The sequence below is a fragment of the Pontibacter pamirensis genome, from assembly GCF_010015475.1.
Classification (GTDB): Bacteria; Bacteroidota; Bacteroidia; order Cytophagales; family Hymenobacteraceae; genus Pontibacter; species Pontibacter pamirensis.
The window spans coordinates 144016-167881 of sequence record NZ_SSNI01000012.1 but is presented as its reverse complement, the minus strand read 5'-3'; the positions used below and the strand labels follow the sequence as shown (position 1 = coordinate 167881).

Genomic DNA, 23866 nt, shown 5'->3' with positions numbered 1-23866 from the left:
GCACTTTTTTATCCCTAAAATCAGCACAAAAGGCTAAGATACTACAGATCAGAAATATATTTTCCCTGAATATTTACCTGCTTTCCTGCCGCAGTTTCTATCTGTCGAACAGCAAACGCTCCCCTCTCCTGCTCTCATCAAAAGCGCCGTTGGCAAAAGCCAAATGCCCCGACACAAAGGTATGGGTAATGGTGCTTTGGAAGGTATGGTTCTCGAACGGTGACCAGTTACACTGATAATGGATGTTGTCTTTACTAACGGTGTAGGGCTTATTTAAATCTGCCAGCACCAGGTCGGCCCAGTATCCTTCTCTGATATAGCCGCGCTCCCGCACATTGAACAATATGGCTGGGGCATGGCACATTTTCTCGACTACTTTCTCCAGCGTCAGCTTGCCCTCCCGCACAAACTCCAGCATCATCTGCAGTGAGTGCTGCACCAAAGGCACACCCGATGGCGCTTTCTTGTATGTGCCCTGCTTCTCCTCCCAGGTATGCGGTGCATGGTCTGTGGCAATAATGTCTAACTTATCATCCAGCAGCCCCTGGAGCAGCGCTTTCTTGTGCCGTGCCTCTTTTATGGCAGGGTTACATTTGATTTGTGTACCGAACTCATCATAATCTTCTTTGTCGAACCACATGTGGTGCACGCATAGCTCTGCTGTGATGCGTTTCTGCTCCAGCGGAATATCGTTGCGGAACAGCTTTAGTTCTTCTTCGGTGGAGATGTGCAGAATGTGCAGGCGCGTGTTGTGCTTCTCGGCAAGCTTCACGGCCATAAAAGAAGATTTAAAGCAAGCCGCCTCATTTCTGATTTCCGGGTGGCACTTTACAGGTATATCGTCCCCATACTTCTCTTCATAAAGCGCCATGTTATCGCGAATAATCTGCTCGTCTTCGCAATGCACCGCTATAGGCAGTTTGGCTTTAGAAAAGATCTGCTCCAGCGTCTCCACGTTATCTACTAACATGTTGCCTGTAGAGGATCCCATAAATATCTTGATGCCGCACACCGTGTTCGGGTTTGTCAGCAGTACCTCCGACAGGTTATCGTTGGTGGCACCCATAAAAAAGGAATAGTTAGCCAGTGAGGTTTCAGCGGCTATGTTGTATTTGTCCTCCAGCAGTTCCTGCGTTACGGCATTGGGAACAGTATTCGGCATCTCCATGAACGAGGTCACGCCGCCTGCCACAGCCGCTCTCGCTTCAGACCCTATGGTTGCCTTGTGGGTGAGGCCCGGCTCCCGGAAGTGCACCTGGTCATCTATAATGCCAGGCAGCAAATGCAGCCCGGTGGCATCAATTATTTCATCGGCTTCGGCTGTTATGTTCTGGCCTATCTGCGCAATGCGTCCGTCTTTGATCAATACATCGGAAATGGTTGTACTTCCTTCGTTTACAAGCTGTGCGTTCTTTATAAGCGTACTTTTCATGAAGCTAAGATACGGGATGCTACCCGTAATCAACAAAATAAAAGCAAATAAACAGAACGCTGCCTTCACTGAAGGGCTATAACAGCAGCAACCAACACACGCTCCGAAACAGATAAACCAAAGCTATAGTAAACAAGCGGAAGCTAATTTGTATAAAATCAAAAATGAACCGACGCTTTTCCCTCCGGCAATTTAACCAGGTGCTGCTGGCGCTACTACTATTTTTTGGAATTCTCTATTTAGCCAGGGATTTTATGGTGCCGGTTGCGATAGGTGGGTTGTTCGCCATGCTGCTTTCCCCAGCCTGCCGGAAGCTAGAGAAATGGGGCATTCCTCGTATGGTGGCAGCAATAGTCTGTGTGCTGGCCGTAGTTGTCCTGCTCGTCTTATTGATAATCGTACTGATTGATCAACTGACGGCACTGGCATATGACCTGCCACGGCTCGACTACAAGCTCACGGAACTACTCGACGAGGCACACAGGTATGTAAAAGAGACCTTTGATGTTTCGCGAAAAAAACAAAACGAGTACATACAGCAAAGCTTTAGGAGTTCACTGCAGTATGCTGGCGTCTACCTCAGGAGCTTATTTCTTTTTGCAAGTTCCCTGGTGGTAAGCTTTATCATTGTGATGAGTTACACCTTGCTGTTTTTACTCTATCGGGGAAGGTTAAAAGCTTTTATCGCGCGCCTTACCGCCAACTACGATGCAAACGCTCGTGAAATTGTAAGCAAAATCACAACTGTCGCCAGCTCCTATATATCGGGTGTTTTCCTGGTCGTCCTGATCCTGACAGCCATCAACACAGCCGGGCTGATGGTGATTGGCATCGACCATGCCCTGCTATTTGGGCTCGTAGCCGGCCTCCTGAACATCATCCCGTACCTCGGCTCTCTTGTAGGCAGCCTTATACCTGTTCTGTTCGCACTGCTAACCAAAGACTCGCTCTGGACGCCGCTCGTTGTAGCTATTTTCTTTCTGGTGGTGCAGCAAATAGAAAGCTACATTCTCACACCCAACATTACGGGTGCCAAGGTAAAGCTCAACCCGATGGCCACACTCATGGTCCTGCTGCTCGGAAGTGCCATATGGGGTATAGTGGGTATGATTCTGTTTGTGCCTTACCTGGGCATTGCGAAGGTTATTTTTGACAACATAAACCGGCTAAGGCCTTTTGGTTTTGTGCTCGGCAAAGATGGAGACGAGGAATACAGCTGATCGATTCTGAACCTTCCTTGCCTTTCAGCCATTTAATTACCGTAACTTTGTAGATAAAGCAAAAAGTAATTGGCACAACCATGGCAGAAGAAGCAGAAAAAGAAATAACCACATTCGAAGATTTTAAGCTGAACAAACAACTGTTGAATGCCATTGAAGAAGCTGGTTACGAAAAGCCAACCCCCATACAGCAGCAGGCGATTCCGCTTATTATGGCGGGTCAGGATATTTTAGGCATTGCCCAGACGGGCACAGGAAAAACCGCTGCCTACCTCCTGCCCCTCCTCATGAAGGTGAAGTATGCACAGGGTATGAACCCAAGGGCGGTTATTATAGCTCCTACCCGTGAACTGGCCATGCAGATAGAAGAAAGTATCGGGCTGCTGGCCAAGTACACTGACCTGCGCTACACCGCCATCTATGGCGGGCTGGGACCCAAAACGCAGATTGAAATCATAAACCAGGGGCTCGATATTGTTGTAGCCACACCAAAGCGCCTGATGGAGCTTTACCTTAGAGGGGAGCTGATTCTGAAAGAGATGAAGACGCTGATACTGGATGAGGCTGATAAAATAATGGACATGGGCTTTATGCCGCAGATCCGCCAGATACTGGAGGTGATCCCGCGCAAGCGGCAGAACCTTTTGTTCTCGGCCACCATGCCAGATAAAGTAGTAGAGCTCTCAGAGGAGTTCCTGGAATACCCGACACGTGTGGAGGTGACACCACAAGCGACCCCAGTAGAAACCGTGACGCAGGTGCTGTATCAGGTCCCGAACCTGCGTACTAAAATTGCTTTACTCGAGCACCTGATTCAGGATACAGAAAAGCTGAACCGCGTCATTATCTTTACTAGGAGCAAGAAGAACGCTGAAAGCGTGTCCAGGTTTATTGAGCACCGGAACTATGGTGAGGTGCGAGCCATACATGGTAACAAGGGGCAGAACACCCGCATCAACTCGATGGAGGCGTTTAAAGGCGGTGATGTACGCTTTTTAGTAGCTACTGATGTGGCAGCACGGGGAATTGATGTGACCATGGTAAGCCACGTAATCAATTTCGATGTGCCGTTTGTGTACGAGGATTACGTACATCGCATTGGTCGCACGGGCCGCGCAGAAAATGCCGGTGCCGCGATTACGTTTGCCAACGAAGCAGAGATGTACCACATCCGTAAGATTGAGAAACTGATACGGATGCAGATTCCGCAGCTGCCTATACCGGCAGAAGTAGAAGTGTTCGAAACGCCTTTTGAAGAGCAGCAGGAAATAGCAAAATCCATTGACCACCTGAAGCGCCAGGAGAACCCAGATTTCAAGGGTGCTTTCCATGAGAAAAAAGGAATCCCGAAGGGCAAGCCGAAGCAAAGTAAAGGAGACCCAAAGGCATCGTTCTGGAAAAAGACGAAGAAGAAAGGCAGTAAGAAGCGGTAAGTAAACTAAAGGTACTTCGCCAATACATCCCCAAACTCAAACACCATTAAGTTTAAGGTAACGCTCCAGAAAACAGCGCTCCAGAACATATGAATGAAGATGAGTTTGCGTGGAGCCCCCAGTAAGGCGGCTACAATGGTCCCGAAAATAGGTGTAAACAGGAGTGGTGTAAGAAAAGCGACGCCAGATACTCCAAAGCGCGTCCATACCTGCACAATGCGGCGGTTCTTTTTAGTAAAGCGGGGCTTCTGCTTGGCTCGCTGGCGTTTAGAATACCATTCTGACACAGCTTTGCCTACAAAAGAGAACACCAGGACACTCGTCATCATACCTGCCACTGTCAGCAGTACCGTCTCAAGGTAAGACAAACCAAGGGATATACCTGTTAATGGCCCCCAAAGGAACTTCACCATACTCAACAGGTATACAGACAGGTATTTTAACAGCTCCATTAACACATTCTAAGGCTAAAATTGTATTCTGAATCAACTATCACTTTAAGACATCCTTTATACGCATCATCCAAAAGACATTCGCATAACAATTCCAATAATCTGTTAAGATAATCGCTTATATCAGAATACTTTATGTTGGTTGTAAATAACAGCCGGGTACTGGCAAAGGTTCAGGCTATATTTTAGGCCCAAAAGCCAGATCTCCGGCATCGCCGAGGCCGGGCACGATGTAGGAACGTTCGTTCAGGTGATCGTCCAGAGCGCCTAACCAAAGTATGGCCTCTGGCATTTCCTGTTGTACATAGGCTACTCCCTCCGGCGAGGCAATGGCTGCGGCAATATGCACCTGCTTTGGTTTGCCATGGCGCAGCATTCCTTTATAGGCCTTCACCAATGAACGGCCTGTCGCCAGCATGGGATCTGCCAGAATCAGAACTTTATCGTGCAGGTTGGTGGAAGCCAGGTACTCCATCATAATCTGCAATTCTGTATTTTCTTCCTCTACACGGTAAGCACCTACAAACGTACTGTATGCCCTGTCAAAATAGTTCAGCATGCCATTGTACAGCGGCAGGCCAGCCCGGAGAATAGTAGCCAGCACCGGTTGCTCCGCCAGCAGCATTGTCTGGGTATCAGCCAGCGGTGTGGTAAGTGTTGCAGGTTTATATTGCATCTTTTTAGAGATTTCATAAGCCAGCAACTCTCCCAAGCGCTCCAGGTTGCGCCGAAAGCGCATGCTGTCTCCGTGCACTTTTACATCGCGCAACTCGGCTATAAAATGATTTGCTAACGAAGGTGTTTGCGTCAGAATATGAATATTGCTTTTTTCCATGAGAAGTACCGGGGCGTGTGTTGTTCGTTTAAAGATACGTAAGGTACAGGCGTTCCACCAAGATTGGAGTATAATTTCACGGCTTGCCTGTTTCCTCTTGTGAGCGGGTAGCGCAGCAGGAGGCGCTTTTCAGGAATAAACATTTCTGCCAACGTATAATTCAGGTCGTTTACCAGAAAAATTAAGTACAAAACAGTACATTCGCATATCTTTTAACTGATTTTCCCTAATCGCTTTATGTTCATGAAACGTGTACTTTGTGCTTTGGGCCTAACGATTGCCGCTTGGTCTGCAGCACAGGCGCAGGATGTGTATGTACCTTATAACCGGGACGTGTACCACTGGATAGACCGGTACCAGATAAAGTATGGCGACCAGGTGCCACAACTACAAACAGCAGCCCGGCCATACGGACGAGCGGATGTAGCAGACCTGGCCGAGGTAAGCGCCCGCAATGCCACCACTGCCGTTGACCAGTTTAACACCCGCTACCTGCTGAACGATAACTGGAACTATACCGAGCTGGACAGCAACGACAGCAGAAGGCCTATCCTTAACTATTTCTACCGGAACAAGACGGACCTGTACCATTTCCAGAACGAGCATTTTACGGTGCGCGTAAACCCGGTGCTGCACCTGGAGGTGGGGCTGGACAACCAGACAGATGGTGTGCGTTATATAAACACGCGTGGGGTGCAGGTAGAAGGCACCATTGATGAAAAGTTCGGATACTATGCTTTTATAGGAGAAACTCAGGCCCGTTTTCCGGGTTATGTGATGGACCGCATTCAACGCGATAACGTAGTGCCGCATGAAACGCTTTGGAAAGACTTTAAAGAAGACGCCTACGACTTTGGCACAGCCCGTGGCTACATCAACTACGCCCTAAGCAAACATGTAGAGATACTCCTGGGGCATGACCGTCAGTTTATCGGCGATGGCTATCGTTCTTTAATTTACTCCGATTACGCTCCTCCCTCTTTTTTCCTGAAACTGAACACCCGCGTCTGGAAGATCCATTATATGAACCTGTTCCAGGAACTGACCGCTGAGTACCGCCGTAAGGACCGTGACCTGCTGTTCCCTAAAAAGTACATGGCGTTGCACCGCCTGGGAATTAACGTAACTGATAATTTAAACATAGGGGTATTTGAACAGATCATCTTTGCCCGTGGCAAAGGGCGGTTCGAACTGCAGTACCTGAACCCCATCATCTTTTACAGAAGCGTTGAACTGGCATTGGGTAGTGAGGACAATGCCTTGCTAGGCGCAGACTTCCGCTGGAATGTACAGAACCGTGTGCAGCTTTACGGGCAACTGTTGCTGGATGAGTTTCTGCTGGCAAAGGTTAAGGAACGAGAAGGCTGGTGGGCTAATAAATTTGCCGGGCAGATTGGCGCAAAGTACATTGATGCGTTTGGGATAAACAACCTGGACCTGCAGGGCGAGCTCAATGTTATTCGCCCCTACACTTATCAGCACGAGGACCAGTTCTCAAATTACCAGCACTATAACCAGCCCCTGGCGCACCCTATCGGTGCTAACCTGTACGAGGTGATAGGAACAGCATATTACCAGCCTCTACCTCGCCTGATGCTTACAGGAAAGGCCATTGCAACCCGCTACGGCCAGGATATTGTGACAGCCACTGACACCCTGAACTACGGTAACAATGTGCTCCTCTCTTACCTCAATCGTATAGATAACTACGGCAATGAGATTGGCCAGGGCATTAGGACTGACCAACTGTATCTTGATATGACGGCCACTTATCAGCTAAAGTACAACTTATTCCTGGACCTGAAGCAGGTTGTCCGCCGCTCTGATGCGGAAGTAGACGCTTTGGATCAGAATACCTTCTTCACCTCGTTCGCCCTCCGTTGGAATATTGCCCAGCGGCTGCATGAGTTTTAGGAGCACACTGATACCTATATACATACAAAAGGCAGAGAGGAGACTTTCTGCCTTTTGTATGTATACTCTTTCTATCTATTAATAAGTATCTTTGCGGCGGCGAGGGAAGTAAACACCAGCCTTTGCCAATGTATAAGTATCATAAAACCAAAGTTTAACACCAGCAGGTGTTACTACATAAGTTGCCCGCCTGCAGGAAAGACGTTGTGCAGAAGCCGTGGCAGGCGACATCCCATACCAGCATGAAGACTTACCTACGCATACTTGAGTTTGCCAAACCCTATAGCCGGTTTGTGCCGCTTTACTCCCTTTATACCGTATTAGGCATCATCTTCGGCATTTTCAACTTTGTGCTGATTATCCCCTTGCTGAACGTTTTGTTCGCCCAGGTTGGCACCGAAGATGCAGCGAGTATGGTGACGCAAAGGCCGGAGTTCAGGTTGAGCATCGACTTCTTTTCTGAATTCTTTAACTATTACTTCGGGCAGGTCATTCTGGAGGAAGGCCGCGAAGGGGCGCTGCTGTTTGTGTGCGTTGTCGTCGTGGTTTCTATCTTCCTGGCTAACCTGTTCCGCTACCTCGCCTTCCGGATAGTAGGGGCGCTGCGGGCGCATGTGGTAAAGAAAATGCGCCACGCGATATACCAGCGCGTAACAGAACTACACTTAGGCTATTTCTCGAATGAGCGCAAAGGTGACCTGATGACCCGTCTGACAGTGGACATACAGGAGGTGGAGAACTCGGTGGTGAATACCTTAACAGTGGTCATCAGAGAGCCTATCTCCATTATCGCATACTTTGCAGTGCTTTTTACCATGTCGGTGAAACTGACGCTGTTTACGCTGATTCTGCTGCCTTTGTCTGGTGGTGTGATTGCGGGTATTTCTAAACGGCTGAGGCGAAAAGCCCAGGAAGGCCAAAGCTCCCTCAGCTTTATTCTAACCATTATAGATGAGACGTTGAGCGGCATGCGCGTGGTGAAAGCCTTTAACGCGGAGCCTTTTATACTCGACAAGTTCCATGACCAGAATAACCGCTATGCCCGCATCCAGCGCTCCATCGCTAATAAACGCGACCTTGCTTCGCCGCTTTCTGAGTTTTTGGGGGTAACAGTGGTGGCGGGGCTGCTATACTATGGCGGGAACCTGGTGCTGAACCAGCAATCAGAGCTGCAGCCGGCAGAGTTCATCGCCTACATCATTCTTTTCTCGCAGGTACTAGTGCCTGCGAAAGCCATGTCGGCAGCATTCAGCAACATACAACGCGGTCTTGTTTCAGGTGAAAGGGTGCTGCAGGTAATAGACACCAAACCGCAAATCGTGAACAAGCCAAATGCGAAGGTACTGCCAGAATTTGAGCACCAGATTGAATTTCAACGGGTAAGCTTTGGCTATGGCGACAAGCATGTGCTGCAGGATATTAGCTTCACCATCGAGAAAGGGAAAACAGTAGCGCTGGTAGGTCCTTCGGGTGGCGGCAAGTCTACCCTCGCCGACCTGATACCGCGCTTTTACGACCCTACAGCAGGAGCCATTTACATTGATGGCCACGATATCCGGGATTATACCATGGAATCGGTAAGAGATAAGATTGGGGTGGTTACGCAGGAGTCTATCCTCTTCAACGATACCATTTACAACAACATCGCTTTCAACAAAGTAGATGCCACAGAGGAAGAGGTAATAGCCGCCGCTAAGATTGCCAATGCCCATGAGTTTATCATCAATACGGAGCAGGGCTACAATACAGTTATCGGAGACCGTGGCGGCAAGCTTTCAGGCGGGCAGCGGCAGCGCCTGAGCATCGCCAGGGCCATACTGAAGAACCCGCCTATTCTTATTTTAGATGAGGCTACCTCCGCACTCGACACAGAGTCAGAGAAACTCGTACAGGAGGCGCTTACAAATTTAATGCGGAACAGGACCTCTATTGTGATTGCACACCGCCTGAGCACGATACAACACGCGGATGAAATACTGGTGCTGCAGCAGGGCAGAATAGTAGAGCGCGGCACCCATAATGAGCTTCAGCAGCATAGGGGTTTATACTCGAAACTGACACAGATGCAGCTAACAGCATAAGGCTACTGACCTCCTGCATTAGCCATTATTAAAGAAAAACGCCAGCAGGCAATTTCCAAATAACTGCGCTGTACTCCACCCTTAGGAAGGGTGCAAGGAATTCAGCAGCAATAGGCTTGAGGCGAATAAAAAATATTAAACAGAGAAGCGATACATAAAGATGACATCCAATACAATACTGGCAGAGCTGACGCAGGCACAGGAAGTGCTCACTGCTTTTCTGTCTGACACAAGCAACATTGCCTCTATTGAAGAAGCAGCAAACACCATGGCTGAAGCAGTGCGCAACGGCGGCAAGATACTAAGCTGCGGCAACGGCGGCTCTATGTGCGATGCCATGCACTTTGCCGAAGAGCTGACAGGCCGCTACCGCAACGACCGCCGCGCCCTGCCCGCCATCGCCATCGCAGACCAGAGCCACATGAGCTGCGTAAGCAACGACTACGGTTATGATGCCGTGTTCTCCCGCTATCTTGAGGCATTAGGAAACACCGGAGACGTGTTACTGGCTATCAGCACCAGCGGCAACTCCGGCAACATTGTTAAGGCAGCGGAGGCAGCCAAAGCCAAAGGCATGCAGGTAGTGGGCCTGACAGGCAAAGACGGCGGCAAGCTAGCCCCTCTCTGCGATGTGGAGGTGCGCGTACCGCATTCCGGCTACGCTGACCGGGTGCAGGAAATCCATATTAAAGTAATCCATATCCTGATCTTGCTTCTGGAGCAGAAACTGACATAGTTCATACCTTCTCAACAGCTTTATAGCTGTATGAAGTTATGTGCACCAAAGGCCACAGGCAATTATAGCCGTGGCCTTTTTACATTCCGCTGCACCCTAGGTTGTGCTGTGAAGTACTGTGCTTAAAATATCTCCTGACTACGGGAAGGTAGTGAGCTGTTTTTATTCTTTTGAAGCTGATTCGGAATCTATTGAACCTACCTGATGTTCCGCCACGTAGTATTCATAAAATCATATACAATAAAGCGGAAATACATGCTCATTAAGACCTACGGAAGCGCCGTTCAGGGCGTTAATGCCTATACCATCACCATAGAAGTAAATGTTAGCGCCGGCACAAAGTATTTTCTTGTAGGGCTACCTGATAACGCAGTAAAAGAAGGCGAGCAACGTATTGAGTCTGCGCTAAAGCAGTTCAACTACAAAATCCCTCGGCAGAAGGTGGTTATCAACATGGCCCCTGCCGATATCCGCAAAGAAGGCGCTGCCTATGACCTGACCATTGCCATGGGAATGATGGCTGCTTCCGGCCAGATATCCTCCGATAAAGTATCGCAGTACATGATCATGGGAGAGCTGTCGCTGGATGGTTCGCTGCGCCCGATCAAGGGTGTGCTGCCCATTGCCATACAAGCCCGGAAAGAAGGCTTCAAAGGCATCATACTTCCTGCCCAGAACACCACAGAAGCCGCTATTGTAAACAACCTGGATGTCATCGGTGTGAACAACATATTGGAGGCTGTTGAATTCCTGGATGGGAAACGGGAGATAACGCCGGTGGTCATCAACACAAGGGATATTTTTCAAACGACGGTAGATCAATATGCTGCTGACTTTGCCGATGTGCAGGGGCAGGAGAACATTAAGCGTGCATTGGAAATTGCCGCAGCAGGTGGTCATAATGTGATTATGATCGGTCCGCCGGGTGCCGGTAAAACGATGCTGGCCAAGCGCCTGCCCTCTATCCTCCCGCCCCTCTCGATGCACGAGGCACTGGAGACGACAAAGATACATTCTGTCGCGGGCAAGCTGGGTGAGGCAGCCTCTTTACTGACAACGCGCCCTTACCGTTCGCCGCACCATACTATATCTGATGTAGCCCTGGTGGGCGGAGGCAGCAATCCGCAGCCCGGAGAAATATCACTGGCACATAATGGTGTGCTTTTCCTGGATGAATTGCCTGAGTTTAAACGTACGGTGCTGGAGGTCATGCGCCAGCCATTAGAGGAGCGCCGTGTTACCATTGCACGAGCTAAGACTTCCCTTGATTTCCCGGCTAACTTCATGCTGGTGGCCAGCATGAACCCCTGCCCCTGTGGCTATTACAATCATCCTGACAAAGAATGTGTGTGCGGGCCGGGTGTAGTGCAACGCTACCTGAACAAGGTAAGCGGCCCGTTATTAGACCGCATTGACCTGCACGTGGAGGTAACACCGGTCACTTTCGACGAGATGACGGCCACCCGTAAAGCAGAGGACAGCGCCTCTGTGCGTGAGCGGGTAGAGCAGGCACGCAAGCTGCAGATTGAGCGCTTCAAAGACACGCCGCAGGTGCACTCCAATGCCATGATGCCCTCGCAGATGGTGAAGGAAGTGTGCCAGATTAGCGAGGCAGGCCGCACCTTGCTGAAAACAGCCATGGAACGCCTCGGGCTCTCGGCCCGCGCCTATGACCGTATCCTGAAAGTAAGCCGGACGATTGCCGACCTCGCCGGAACCGACACAATCAAAATAGAACATCTGGCAGAGGCTATTCAGTACCGCAGCCTCGACCGTGAAGGCTGGGCTGGCTAAACCAAATCACCTTTGCACTTACAGAATATCGATCAAGAAGAGCAGCAGTTCATTATGAAGCCGCTCTTCTTGTTTACTCAAACATTACTAGTGCATCATAAAGGTTAAATAGTCGGGTAAAGCTTTTTGAGTTTCACTCTGGCGTCTTTGGATTGAAACTGCCAGTTTGCCTTTACCTGCTCCTGGTTTCTTTTTTTTCTGCCATAAGTCTATTTTCTTCTCAAGGGTTTCTTTATCAGCTATTCTGTTCTTAATTGCCTGCCTTTTAATGACAGAGAATTCAATTTCTGCCATGTTGAGCCATGAGCCATGTTTAGGAGTGAAAACAAATTCTATCTTATCGAGAATAGCTTTGGCTCTGGCCGGCTCAAACACTTTATACATAGCCGCTGGTTTATGAGCCTTTAGATTATCCTGCACCAGGATTATTTTCCTGGCAGATAAATATTGGCTCTCCACTAAATCTGCTACTATTTTCGCCCATTCCAATCGATTATTGCTATCTCTTACTTCTACATTTCTCTTTCCAGCCAAGGGCTCAAAGAGCATATATAACTGTTTTACTCCGTGACGAATGTATTCGCTGTCATATAAAGTAGTCCCATTACTGGCTTTTACCGGTGTTCTTTTTTCTTCAATAAGCTGCTTAGGAGATTCATCCAAGCAAACCACCGGATGCTTTGCATCATATGGCCGCTTATATACATCCAGCACCTGTTCCATTTGACAGACAAACTCTGGCGAAGCCTCTGGTATTATCCACATCTTCTCTCTCCAGGGCTTAAGCTCATTTTTTTTAGAAGGGTGCCTACGCTCGTGTGGCTGATACTATCAATGTAGTTGAGCTCTACCATTTTGTCAGCCAGCAATTGTAGAGTCCAGGAATCACGTTCCTCTGGTGGTTCGCTACAGGCAAGCATTGCAAGCTTAGCCTCTACTTCTCCAGTGAGTTTCTTCTCCTTAAATACTTCCCGCTTCTTTCCCTCCAGAGCCACCTGCAAGCCTTCCTCACAGCAGCGCTTGCGCAAACGCTCGATGCTCTTGGTACTTAACCCATACAATTGCGAGACTTCAGAATCATCTTTGTTCAGACCATTTTCTGCTACAGCCAATAAAACCTGCCCCCGAACAACTCGCTTTGCCGATGCTTTTTTCTTATTTATGATACCCCTGAGATAACCTTTCTCTTCATCTGCTAAAATCAGTCTATACCTCTCTGCCATATCTCCTCGATTTTTCCTTTGGCAGATTAACAAAGCTGACAGACATTTAATTCTTTATCCAGTACTAGACTTACCTTACTGACAATTATTTGTCACCAAAAATCAAGGCAAGTTTCAGACTTTTCTAAACTCAATGCGTAATAGCTTTACATCAGGCAAAAGCTTACTTTTTAGGCTGAAACTGATGCATTTAGGGTTTTTCACGAACGAGATAGACGAGTAAGTGAATGAAGAGATTTTTTATATTTTTTGCTTTGATGGTAGCCACCGTGGTAGCTGCACAGGCGCAGGGACCACGGTTCGGATTTCGGGCAGGAGTTAACTACTCCGGCATTTCAGGTAGTAACATTGATGATTTAGATAGAATTTATGGATTTCACGCAGGTGTTACCTCTCGGTTTATCGTGACACCAGATAGTTTCCTGACAATCCAGCCAGAGATACTTTATTCTCAAAGAGGAGCTGAAAGGGAGGATAGTAACTTCGAGTTAAAGCTTGGTTATATTGACGTGCCCGTTCTAGCCCGAATAAATGCGGGCCCTATTTACTTTGAGGGAGGGCCGCAGTTATCTGTTAGAGTCAGAGATGAACTAACTGCTGACAGAGATGATGTCATAAATAGTGAAGAGCTTCTCAGGAGTACTGCCTTTGGCTATGTGGCTGGAGTAGGCTTTTCTGCTACCCAACTTGGCTTAAGTATAGGCGTACGTTACAACGGCGAAATATCGCAATTAAACAACAACGACGACATCCCTAATATACGCAGTGATCTGTTTCAGCTGACACTAAGCTACCTGTTCCCAGGCAGAAAGCGACAACCAGTAGAAACAGAGGTCGAAACAGAATACGAACAAGACTTGCCTTAGTACAACATAAAACTATGAAACCAAAAGCCCGTCTCACCGTCGGGCTTTTTCATTGTTACCCTAGCCCGGTAGATGTTTACCCTCATAAATAGCCTTCTCACATACTTTTCATTTATATATAGTGCAAAACTATACTATGGCCTGTTTGTTGTAACGTTCTCATTGGCATGCATGCAAAAGCCAGCAGGCAATAACCTGAGGTGTTTATTCTTTTAAATAGGCTCAGCAGGTTTAGCTTGTTAAATAATTAATTCACAGAAAAAATTTTAATTAACATGTATACTGTTCGTTTAGGGCAGATACAACAAACCAACTATGATTATGAAAAAGCTATTATCCATTTTTGTTTTTGTGCTGATCGCGTCTATGGCAGCGCAGGCCCAGTCTGGTATAGGTATCAGGGGTGGAGCTAATTTTTCTAACCTTGAAGGAGATCTGAGAAATGAGTCCAGGTTTGAGAATAAAATCGGCTTTCATGGTGGTATTACCTTTGGCGTTGGTATTGTAGATAATTTTTTCTTCATACAGCCAGAGTTACTTTACTCCACAAAAGGATTTAAGTATGAGAATTCAGAAATCTCGCTTCCTACCGGAACCATCCAAAGAGAAGGCAGTATGAACTACAACTACCTTGATTTACCGGTGCTAGCGAAAATTAAGGCTGGGCCTATTTACTTCGAGGCTGGTCCGCAAGCATCTTACCTGCTCAGCGTAAATAACAAGATTAACGAATCGCTGAATGGCGAGCGCTATTCGTCTACGACTACAGAGCGAGATGTAGATGGCCTGAGAAGGTTTGAAGTCGGGTATGCGGCTGGTGTTGGCTTTGCAACAAACAGTGGCATCAGCCTTGGCATACGCTACAACGGCAGCCTATCAGATTTTGTCAACGAAAATCCTGAAGAATACTTTGAGGGAGACCTGACAAATGCCCGTCATTCGACGATTATGGCAACTGTAGGCTTTACTTTCGGCCGGTAACCTCCTTTAACAAATAAAAAAGCCAGCCTCGCCTATTGGGTGGGGCTGGCTTTTTTGTGGTATCTCCTGTAGGTATAAACTCTTTGCGGCCAGCCATAGTAAACAAGCTTAAGCAATTCCCAAACTTTACAGGCCATACCATGAAAAAGATACTCCTTCTTATATGCATCACACTTGTTCCTATACTAATGGCGCAGGCACAGTATGTTCGCTATGGCGGAAAGGCGGGCGGCGGTTTTACCCGAGCCTTGGGCGACGACGGCTCAAATGATTATATGAACTATTTTACCGGTTTCCATGCGGGGCCGGTCGTTAGCTATGAGTTTGTGTCGCGGCTGGCAGTGCAGGCCGAGTTGCTTTACGACCAGAAAGGATTTACTTATGATGCCTATGCCGTTAACCCCAGCGTAACGGCGAACGGAGATTTGCGGCTGCATTACGTAAAACTTCCCCTGCTGCTCAAGATCCAGAAGGGAGGCTTGTTTGCGGAGGCCGGACCATACGCAGGTTACCTGGTGGCCACCAACTCTGACATTAACTTCAGTACAACAGGTGTAAACCCTGACGCGGGACAGCCTATTACGTATAACTCAGATAACATAAATCGCTTCGACTATGGTTATACAGCTGGCATAGGCATTATGCTGGAGAGTGGTTTCTTCATGAGCTTTCGGAACACAGGCGGTTTCCGATCCTTCTCCAAAGACTTAGACCAGAAGAACTTCGGCTTTAACCTTTCCTTCGGCTACCTGATACAGCCGCCCAGTGCCGTAGACATGATGCGGCGTTAGCAAAAGAGGCCCGGCTGCAAAACAGCCGGGCCTCTTTACATGTATGTGAAAAGGGACATAAGACAAAGGTCTTTCCCACAGAGCCAACGTGCAGCCAGTTGCTTTCAGCTGACTTTTGTAGAAGCCTCTTACTCTTGCCATTAATCTCTTGTTGAACACCTCACATCCCGATCCTTACTTCTTCAACTCCGCAAAATGCTTGTAGAACAGTGGAATTGTTTCGATGCCTTTCATGAAGTTAAACACACCAAAGTGCTCGTTCGGGGAGTGAATGGCGTCTGTATCAAGCCCGAAGCCCATCAACACAGAATCCAGGCCCAGTTCGGATTTAAACATTGCCACGATCGGAATAGAACCACCGCTGCGTACCGGAATTGGCTTCACGCCAAACGTCTCTTCGTAAGCTTTTGAAGCAGCCTGATACGCTACTGAATCTGTTGGTGTCACCACTGGCTCTCCGCCATGGTGCGGCTTCACCACCACCTTTACACTCTTGGGAGCAATGCTTTCGAAATGCCTCTTAAACTTTCCTGTAATCTCCTCAGACGACTGGTTGGGCACGAGGCGCATTGAGATTTTGGCATAGGCTTTGGAGGCAATTACTGTTTTAGCACCCTCACCGGTATAGCCACCCCAGATACCGTTTACGTCCAGGGTAGGCCGTATGGAATTTCGCTCCATCGTCACATATCCTGCCTCACCGTGCACATCGCCTAATTCCAGCGCCTGCTTATACTTATCCAGGCTAAAAGGGGCACGCGCCATTTCTGCACGTTCCTCCTGGCTCAACTCCTGCACATTGTCATAAAAGCCCGGCACGGTGATATGGTTGTTCTCGTCGTGCAGCGAGGCTATCATCTGGCACAGGATGTTGATAGGGTTCGCTACCGCTCCGCCGTACAGACCAGAGTGCAGGTCGCGGTTAGGACCGGTTACCTCCACTTCTACATAACTCAGCCCCCGCAGGCCAGTGGTAATGGAAGGCGTGTCGTTGCCCAGCATGCCTGTATCGGAAATAAGAATGACATCTCCTGTTAGTCTGTCTTTGTTCTCCTTCACAAAGGTAGCCAGATTGGTGGAGCCTACTTCTTCCTCACCTTCAATCATGAATTTAACGTTGCAGGCCAGGTTACCCGTCTGCACCATCGTTTCAAAAGCCTTCACGTGCATGTACATCTGTCCTTTATCGTCGCAGGCGCCACGGGCATAAATTTTTCCGTCTTTAATGACCGGCTCAAAGGGCGGAGAGTTCCACAGTTCGTAGGGGTCTGCCGGCTGTACATCGTAATGGCCATATACCACCACCGTTGGCAGGCTTGGGTCCACTATTTTCTCGCCATACACAACCGGGTTGCCGGCAGTTTCATATAGTTCCACATGGTCAGCACCGGCTTCTGCCAGGCGCTGTTTTACAAACTCTGCCGTGCGCAGCACATCCTCTTTAAACTTGAGGTCGGCACTTACCGACGGAATGCGCAGCATGTCCAGCAGCTCGTTTATAAAGCGGTCTTTGTTGTCGTTAATATATTTGTTCATAGTTTATAAGGTACTTTGATTTAAATTGCAAAAAAGCCATCCGTGCGAGGCAGGATGGCTTTTGTTCTTTCTATTTTTTTAATAGCTAACAGCACTTTTAGCGCTTGCGCCCCAGCTTAATGTTTGCTTTGCTCTCCTCCCCTGCAATCAGGCGGTTGATATTTTTACGGTGTGTGAGCGCCACAACAGCAAACAATATAAACCCGAACACAATAAGAATTGGATTCTCGGGGTGGAACCGTGGCAAGAGCAGCAATATGGGGAAAGCCAGCGCTGCAATCATAGAGCCGAGGGAAACATACTTAGAGGTAAACAGCACGATAACGAAGATAGCAATACACATCAGCGCTACTACCGGCTCTATCGCCAGCATCATACCCAACAAGGTAGCTACACCCTTACCACCTTTGAAGCGTTCGTAAACCGGGAAAATATGTCCGACTACGCCCAGTGCTCCCATAATGAGCTGATAGATCACCAGGTTCTCCGGTGCCACAACATCATAAATTATCAGGAAGCCGGCGAGTGAGGTGGCAGTCCACCCTTTAAAGATATCAATTAGCATGACAATGGCACCCGGCTTCTTGCCCAGCACCCGGAAGGTGTTAGTGGCGCCTGAATTACCACTGCCGTGCTTCCGGATATCGATGCCATAATAGGCTTTACCAATCCAGACTGCCGATGAGATAGACCCAATCAGGTATGCAGCTACAAACAGTCCAGCTATTAAAAGTATATCCATGAATTATCTGTTTTGTCCCAGGACTTGCTCTTACAGGATACCTGCCTGCCTAAGGCAAAAGCACGGTAATTTAAGAGCGAAAAGAGGCCCAAATATAGGCAAATCTTGTTCTACAGTCCAAAATTTAAGTTTCCCTCTACTCTATACGGTAGGCTTATAGTTCCTGGTTATTGCATGTCTATTTCTGGCTCTTCCTCGTTCGGGTCGTTTTGGTTCTTTTTCTTCTTCTTTTTCTTACTCTTTTTGGGCTCATCCTCCAGGTAGTCAAAGTTCCCGGTCGGTTCTATTGTCACTTGCTCTGTGGCCACTTTAAACCCTTCTTCCCCGCTCAAATAATTATCGCGGAAGTATTGTACAAACTCATTCTTCTCGATAGGAGCGCCAGCATATATACCATAGCTACTGGTAGATCCCCGGCTACCTCTTGCCTTGGACTCTACAGCCTTGTTGAACTTATCATCTGAAGAAGCCATGGTCATACCGTTTTCGAAAAAGCTGAAGTAGTACCAGGTGTAAGGGTCCGACTGAAGGTATAAGTTTACAGCCGGCAAACCGTTCATGTCTTCGCGCATTTCTATGTAGCCGTTCATGCGCGTGTTCACATCATCCTTCAGAATGCTGGCCAGGCCAATGCCGCCTGCGCTGTACCATGCCCTGTGGTCGTCCGACCACTGTAGCTTTACATCGCTTAGTATCAGGCTGCGCACCAGTTTCTTTGACAACTTTGGCAGTGGCACATAGGACGTGGCACTTTGCTGCACATAACGGCGAACTTCTTTATCACCAACAAATTCTCCTAACTTATACAGCATGGCATCGCTGTTTTCAATCGCTGGTGCGGCGCCGGCAGCACCGGCACGCAGGTTTGCAGCCATTGCGGCAAGTGCTTTCTCAGGCACTTCCATATCGAACACCAGGAATGCATCTAGGTCATACTTGCTACTGTCTACTTGGGCATTGCCGCTACCGGATGCTTCTACAGCAAAATTCTTCACCGGCTTCAGCAGGTTCAGCTTACCTTCGAAGTGCACCGCCTTGGCCTCTTCGTTGTAGATTAGCATACTACCTTCATAGGCATCGCCATAAGCACGTTTCTCATGCCCGATCTTAAATTCCTTCCGGTCGTTGTTGTAAGAGAGCAGCCCATCTACTGTAAACAGGTCAAGGTCCTCCTCCGCCTGCTTTCTGGATACAAATGTGTTGTAGATCTTGCCTGATCCGGCTCCCATGTGCAGTCCGGTGTGCAGCATTGTACCATCGGCAGCTTTCGGCTCAATAATAGGTATGCGCACATTCGTTGGGTTCAAAGTATCTTTCTTGTAGGGGAACCAATCCGAGTCATCCGGGTTGCCGGTAAAATTCAGTTTTAGCTCTCCATCAAAATCCAGGTGTTCTATAGGGGCATGCATCATCACCTTACCACGGTACAGGATGCGTGGGAAAACGTAAAATGGTTTGCCTTCCTCCATGTTAGCCGAGGCAAACGTGTAGGCTATCTTCTCTTTTTTCTCTTTTTTACCTTCCACACTCTTCGGGTTGCCATATACAAAGTCAGAGAACTGCAGTTGGAATGAGTCGGCGGCGGCATTATAAAAATCAAGCACGGCATTTCCTTTCAAAGCTGTGCGCGACAGCACATCAATATTTCCTTTGTAAAATTTGTGGTACTGCTGCGCAGAGTCAGCAAACACAAGTGCATTGCGCAGTGTCTGTATAGTAGCATCAGTTGCCACAGCCACTCTGCCGCTGTCTGGCACCACATGGGCATCGCCGACGGCAATGTAAGGCACACCGCCCGCCAATAAATTATTACTCTTCAAATCATACTCTCCGCTTGCAGCCATAAAACGCAGGCCTTCCTGGGCAGGGTGCAGCGAATAGAACCAGTTTTTACCGCCATTTTCATCGGCTTTCAGGGCCACCTTCTGCTCCTTCATATCCCAGCGGGCACTGCTCATGGAGGTTTTATACTGCGCTTTCGGGAACTCCACACTGGCAACACCTTTTTGCTCACTTTCAAAGTCCACAAAGCCTCCTTCCATATCATAAGCAACGGCAACATCCTGTGCTTTTACCGCTGGCCTTCCCTCTACGTCAGACTTCACGAGCATCTGAGCATGGTTGCCGCTGAAGCTACGCTGTTTAAAGGTCAGTTCCTGAGAGGTAACGTTTGCTACCGGGTTATCTACCACTCCGCTGCCTTGTAAGCCTCCGGGTGTAAGCTTGGCTACTCCTGTAAGAGCAAAGCCCTCTTTGTAGAGTTTCATCGGTTCATTTACAGTCTGCAGGTACATGGTGTCGGCCAGTGGTTGCCAGTTCATGCTGAACCCCTGTAGGGTGGCTACCGGATACTCTGATCCATTGTGCTGGCCTTCTTTCATGGTTACTGATGTTCCTCCTTCTACTGTAACTCCGTTTTTGTAATACGTGTATGCCGGAGCCTCAAGCGTAGCATTCAGGTAGGTTAGCGTTCCTTTACTCTGGATACCGCCTGAGTTCATCATGATAGTATCATACACCATCCCTTTGCCACCGTAAGCCGGTAAACCTTTCTCCCCCGGCTGATAATAGAAACCAAGTGTTTCGTCTGGCATCATCACCATCTTTGTTTTAATGGGCGGGAAAATACCTCCGGAATTAAATGTACCATCAAACCCGATAGCGTTTTTGGTTGAGCTCAGACTATCTAATTTGAAAGGCGGCATTTCGAAATATATGGTGCTGTCATAGGCACCGCCCGCCACATCTGGTCTGGCAAAAGCAACCCTCGCCCCCGACACAGCATCAAACTTAGGATACTCCGCGAAATATTGCCTGCCTGATTTGTTACCGGGCTTGTTGATATACAGCGTACCCGACATACCTCCTTTGTTACTCGTCAGCACCTGGTCAGTCACGTTGCCGTTACGGCCGCGCCGCTTACCTGTAACTAGTGCCACGGTATCTATGTTGGCAAGCTCTATTGTAAAGTCCTTATAGTTGAATTTAAAATCAGACCCTTTAATAGCAAGGCTGCTGGCATATACCTGCCCGTTAAATTCAATATCGCGGTTTTGCAGGATGCGGACTTCGTTTCCGCGCGGCAGCATGTATACGCTGGCCGTGTCGTTGTTGAAGACTATGCGATCCACTCCCCTTACCGTTAGTTTGTTGTCGTCCAGATTAAGGGTGGCATTACGGCCTGAGGGTACCACAGACTTGATGATGATATGGTCATAGTCTTTTGCATCGCGGGAAGAACCCACATAATGCAAGGCTTTGGGTTTTAACTCAATATAGCCGGAAGCCGGTTCATAACTCAGGTAACTCTGGTAAGCCATAGCCTGCGCCGCTTCTCTAATGGCCGCTTCACTTATTTTAGTGGCTTTGGCTACATCAGAGGCATAAAACTCCTTTGTTTTAGCCTTTAGCCCATAACCAACCAATACCTGCAAGGGGTGAAACTGCGCGACCCCCACCAGCCGCTGGTAACGGCTATTAGAAAAGAACTCCATAGACTCCAACTGCACCGGCACCAGTGTCTTTGAGTTCAGAACTGAAAACTCTACGTTCGGCTCATTCAGTTTCCACTGAAGGCGCTCTGCCATAATTTCCATTTGATGAAAATTATCGATGAAAGGCGCATCAGCATAAGCTCCTTTATCCTTTGTTAGCGTCAGCTCCTGGTTTACGCGGGAGTAGCGCAGTTGCATGGCCGGGTGCACAAGCGAGTCTTTCTGCTGATAGATAGCAACAGCCGCACGGTTCGCCAGCAGCAGTGAATCCTCAAACGAATAGCTTCTGGCTAAGGAGCGGAACTTACGCTCTCCATTATGTGACACTACGATCTCGGATGGGCTATCATCCATCGGCTTGCTCCCGATAGCGTTACCTACCAGCGAGAACCCGCCTTTGTAGGCAACATGGGGGCCTAAGTTGTTTATTTTCGCGTCGCTGGTAAAGGAGTTAAATTTAGGATAAGGATAGCTATTGGTTTTGCGCTTGCTGCTGATCCACTCAAAAGCACCATCAACAGGTGCCGCCAGCACAGCCGGGTAAATTACCGTAACATCCGGCGCCTTGAAACCGGCAAAAGATACATTGAAGTTGTATTTGCGGAGCTCCGCCGAAGCTGGCTCCCCTTTTAGCTGCCACTCAAACTTACCGCCCTCTCCTACAAACAGGTTGTTGACCAACATCAGCTGTCCTTGAGTGTTGCTGATAGAAGTAGAATCCCAGGGGGTGACAAAAGTGAGGTCTGTCTTCTCTAGCTTTAACACCGGGCCCAACACTTTGGGCTGAGCAGGTAAAAACTGTTGCTTCAGGCTCTCTTTGCGTGCCTGCGCTGTTTTTTTCTTGTCTTCTTTCTTAGGAGTGGCCGTTACAATGCCCCAGCCATCATCCTCCACTGCCTCTTCCTGGGTTTTCTCCTCATCGTCCCAGGATACACTGTCCCAGCCATTGCCTCCATCAGCTTCTTCGGCTGTGGCTTTGCTGGCCCCCTCATAGGCAAAGCTGAAACTGCCGCCTGAGGAAAGCAGCTTATAATAGGAATTCTGATAGAGGAGGTTATTGCTCAGGTATAAGCTGGAAGTAGTCAGGAACTGACCCAGGCGCTTTGCATCTTCCTGCTGTACGGCTTTCTCAGTTACCTCCAGCATTTTGTCCAGCTGGTCAGCGCGCATGCCCTTGTTGTTGATACCTGCCGCAACCATGGTATAGAACTGTCCAAACTGTGCGCTGCTTATACGTTTGCGGTACATAAGCTGGCTGATGTCCATAATCTGCTGCTGCTGCTTAGAAGATAGCTTTCCGCTGCTCCATACCTCTTCCATGTCAGCAGAGAGTTTCTCAGCACCATCAACCTTCCCTGCTGTTAACAGGGTTTTTACATCTCCTATAAAATCTGCGGGCTTGTTGGAAAGCTTTGTCTGCGCCTGCGCCGTCAAAGCTGCCAATAGAAAGATAAGGGGTAAAAGTCGTTTCATAAGGGTACAGCTTAGGGTATGGATTATTTTGCTTTGAACAGGGCGGATACCCAGTTATTCTTTTCCCGGTGCGATATGTACTGCAGCCCCAGCGCCTCTGTTCGCTGCTGGAGTACGGGTAAGTCCTCGGTATAAAAGCCGCTCAAAAGCAGCCAGCCTTCCGGCTTCAGCACAGCTTTGCAAGCCGGCATGTCTTCCAGTAACACGTTGCGGTTTATATTGGCCAGTATGATGTCGAAAGGTTTCTCTCCTTCAATTGTTTCGGCACCACCTAAACGCACATCAATATGGCCATAGTTGTTGAGTTCCGCATTCTCCCGGGCATTCTCCACAGTCCAGTCTTCAATCTCCACCGCCACAATCTCTGAAGCGCCCAGTTCGCCGGCCATAATAGCCAGTATGCCTGTGCCGCAGCCCATATCCAGCACGCGCTTGCCCTGGTGGTCCAGCGTCAGCTGGTTCTCAATCATGAGCGTGGTGGTTTCGTGGTGGCCTGTGCCGAACGACATTTTCGGATTAATGACGATGTCGTACTTCGCCTGCTCCGGCTTTGGGTGGAAAGAAGCCCTGACGGATACTTTCCACCCAATGAACAGAGGCTCAAAATTACGCTCCCACTCCTCGTTCCAGTTCTGGCGCTCAATTTTCTGTACTTCATACGTAACTGTCACAAATTCAGCGTAATGCCGCAACGTTTCCTGCAGTGCCGCTTCGCTGAAACGGTCTTCTTCTGTATAGGCGTTAAAGCCATCTTCAGTCTCCACAAAAGCATCAAAGCCGAGCTCTCCGAGCTCGGCAGTAAGTATGTCCGCGTAATCCGCGTTCACCTTTAAAGCAACTTCTATAAAATCCATCTTAAAACA

The 23866-nt window shown here is 48.5% G+C and carries 18 protein-coding genes; 9 read left to right on the top strand and 9 right to left on the bottom strand.

Going from position 1 to position 23866, the window contains the following annotated elements; translation table 11 throughout:
* Window positions 1–97: 97 nt before the first annotated feature.
* Complete coding sequence (locus E1919_RS12220) at window positions 98–1432, bottom strand: dihydroorotase (protein ID WP_162053685.1); 1335 nt, start codon at window positions 1430–1432, stop codon at window positions 98–100.
* A 164-nt stretch (window positions 1433–1596) separates the two neighbouring features.
* On the opposite strand from E1919_RS12220, the gene E1919_RS12215 reads away from it, so the two are divergent.
* Window positions 1597–2652, top strand: coding sequence for an AI-2E family transporter (locus E1919_RS12215; RefSeq protein ID WP_162053684.1), 1056 nt, complete (start codon window positions 1597–1599; stop codon window positions 2650–2652).
* A gap of 80 nt (window positions 2653–2732) precedes the next feature.
* The gene (locus tag E1919_RS12210) at window positions 2733–4085 is read left to right on the top strand and encodes a DEAD/DEAH box helicase (protein ID WP_162053683.1); all 1353 of its coding nucleotides are present in this window, start codon (window positions 2733–2735) and stop codon (window positions 4083–4085) included.
* Between the two features lie 5 nt (window positions 4086–4090).
* Here E1919_RS12210 and E1919_RS12205 read toward each other — a convergent pair whose 3' ends face one another.
* Together E1919_RS12205 and upp are read right to left on the bottom strand one after the other, a co-directional pair.
* Window positions 4091–4537, bottom strand: coding sequence for a hypothetical protein (locus E1919_RS12205; RefSeq protein ID WP_237144310.1), 447 nt, complete (start codon window positions 4535–4537; stop codon window positions 4091–4093).
* A 178-nt stretch (window positions 4538–4715) separates the two neighbouring features.
* Window positions 4716–5372, bottom strand: coding sequence for a uracil phosphoribosyltransferase (gene upp, locus E1919_RS12200; RefSeq protein WP_162053682.1), 657 nt, complete (start codon window positions 5370–5372; stop codon window positions 4716–4718).
* A 243-nt stretch (window positions 5373–5615) separates the two neighbouring features.
* On the opposite strand from upp, the gene E1919_RS12195 reads away from it, so the two are divergent.
* The 4 genes from E1919_RS12195 to E1919_RS12180 all read left to right on the top strand — a co-directional run bounded on the left by E1919_RS12195 (window position 5616) and on the right by E1919_RS12180 (window position 11897).
* On the top strand, window positions 5616–7286 hold the full coding sequence (locus E1919_RS12195) for a hypothetical protein (RefSeq protein WP_162053681.1): 1671 nt from the start codon (window positions 5616–5618) through the stop codon (window positions 7284–7286).
* A gap of 242 nt (window positions 7287–7528) precedes the next feature.
* Window positions 7529–9367, top strand: coding sequence for an ABC transporter ATP-binding protein (locus tag E1919_RS12190; RefSeq protein WP_162053680.1), 1839 nt, complete (start codon window positions 7529–7531; stop codon window positions 9365–9367).
* A 160-nt stretch (window positions 9368–9527) separates the two neighbouring features.
* A complete protein-coding gene (gene lpcA, locus E1919_RS12185) occupies window positions 9528–10103 on the top strand; it encodes a D-sedoheptulose 7-phosphate isomerase (protein WP_162053679.1) in 576 nt (191 codons plus the stop codon).
* Between the two features lie 255 nt (window positions 10104–10358).
* The gene (locus E1919_RS12180; RefSeq protein ID WP_162053678.1) at window positions 10359–11897 is read left to right on the top strand and encodes a YifB family Mg chelatase-like AAA ATPase; all 1539 of its coding nucleotides are present in this window, start codon (window positions 10359–10361) and stop codon (window positions 11895–11897) included.
* 87 nt (window positions 11898–11984) lie between these two features.
* On the opposite strand, the gene E1919_RS12175 is transcribed toward E1919_RS12180, so the two are convergent.
* Complete coding sequence (locus E1919_RS12175; RefSeq protein ID WP_162053677.1) at window positions 11985–12662, bottom strand: IS630 family transposase; 678 nt, start codon at window positions 12660–12662, stop codon at window positions 11985–11987.
* On the bottom strand, window positions 12653–13120 hold the full coding sequence (locus E1919_RS12170; RefSeq protein WP_162053676.1) for a helix-turn-helix domain-containing protein: 468 nt from the start codon (window positions 13118–13120) through the stop codon (window positions 12653–12655). The genes E1919_RS12175 and E1919_RS12170 overlap by 10 nt, the downstream gene beginning before the upstream one ends.
* 227 nt (window positions 13121–13347) lie before the next feature.
* On the opposite strand from E1919_RS12170, the gene E1919_RS12165 reads away from it, so the two are divergent.
* From E1919_RS12165 to E1919_RS12155, 3 genes are all read left to right on the top strand, one after another.
* Complete coding sequence (locus E1919_RS12165) at window positions 13348–13986, top strand: porin family protein (protein ID WP_162053675.1); 639 nt, start codon at window positions 13348–13350, stop codon at window positions 13984–13986.
* A 321-nt stretch (window positions 13987–14307) separates the two neighbouring features.
* Window positions 14308–14967 (top strand): porin family protein, encoded by a 660-nt coding sequence (locus tag E1919_RS12160; protein ID WP_237144304.1) that lies wholly within the window; start codon window positions 14308–14310, stop codon window positions 14965–14967.
* Between the two features lie 140 nt (window positions 14968–15107).
* Complete coding sequence (locus E1919_RS12155; RefSeq protein WP_162053674.1) at window positions 15108–15758, top strand: porin family protein; 651 nt, start codon at window positions 15108–15110, stop codon at window positions 15756–15758.
* Between the two features lie 174 nt (window positions 15759–15932).
* On the opposite strand, the gene E1919_RS12150 is transcribed toward E1919_RS12155, so the two are convergent.
* The 4 genes from E1919_RS12150 to prmA form a co-directional block, all read right to left on the bottom strand.
* Entirely contained in the window at window positions 15933–17294 is a 1362-nt protein-coding gene (locus E1919_RS12150; protein WP_162053673.1) for a dipeptidase, read from the bottom strand.
* A 97-nt stretch (window positions 17295–17391) separates the two neighbouring features.
* Window positions 17392–18036 carry a glycerol-3-phosphate 1-O-acyltransferase PlsY gene (gene plsY / locus E1919_RS12145; protein WP_162053672.1) on the bottom strand — a complete coding sequence of 215 codons (645 nt, stop codon included), beginning with the start codon at window positions 18034–18036 and terminating at the stop codon, window positions 17392–17394.
* Window positions 18037–18203: 167 nt separating this feature from the next.
* Complete coding sequence (locus tag E1919_RS12140) at window positions 18204–23003, bottom strand: hypothetical protein (protein WP_162053671.1); 4800 nt, start codon at window positions 23001–23003, stop codon at window positions 18204–18206.
* A gap of 23 nt (window positions 23004–23026) precedes the next feature.
* Window positions 23027–23857 carry a 50S ribosomal protein L11 methyltransferase gene (gene prmA / locus E1919_RS12135; RefSeq protein WP_162053670.1) on the bottom strand — a complete coding sequence of 277 codons (831 nt, stop codon included), beginning with the start codon at window positions 23855–23857 and terminating at the stop codon, window positions 23027–23029.
* Window positions 23858–23866: the final 9 nt, after the last annotated feature.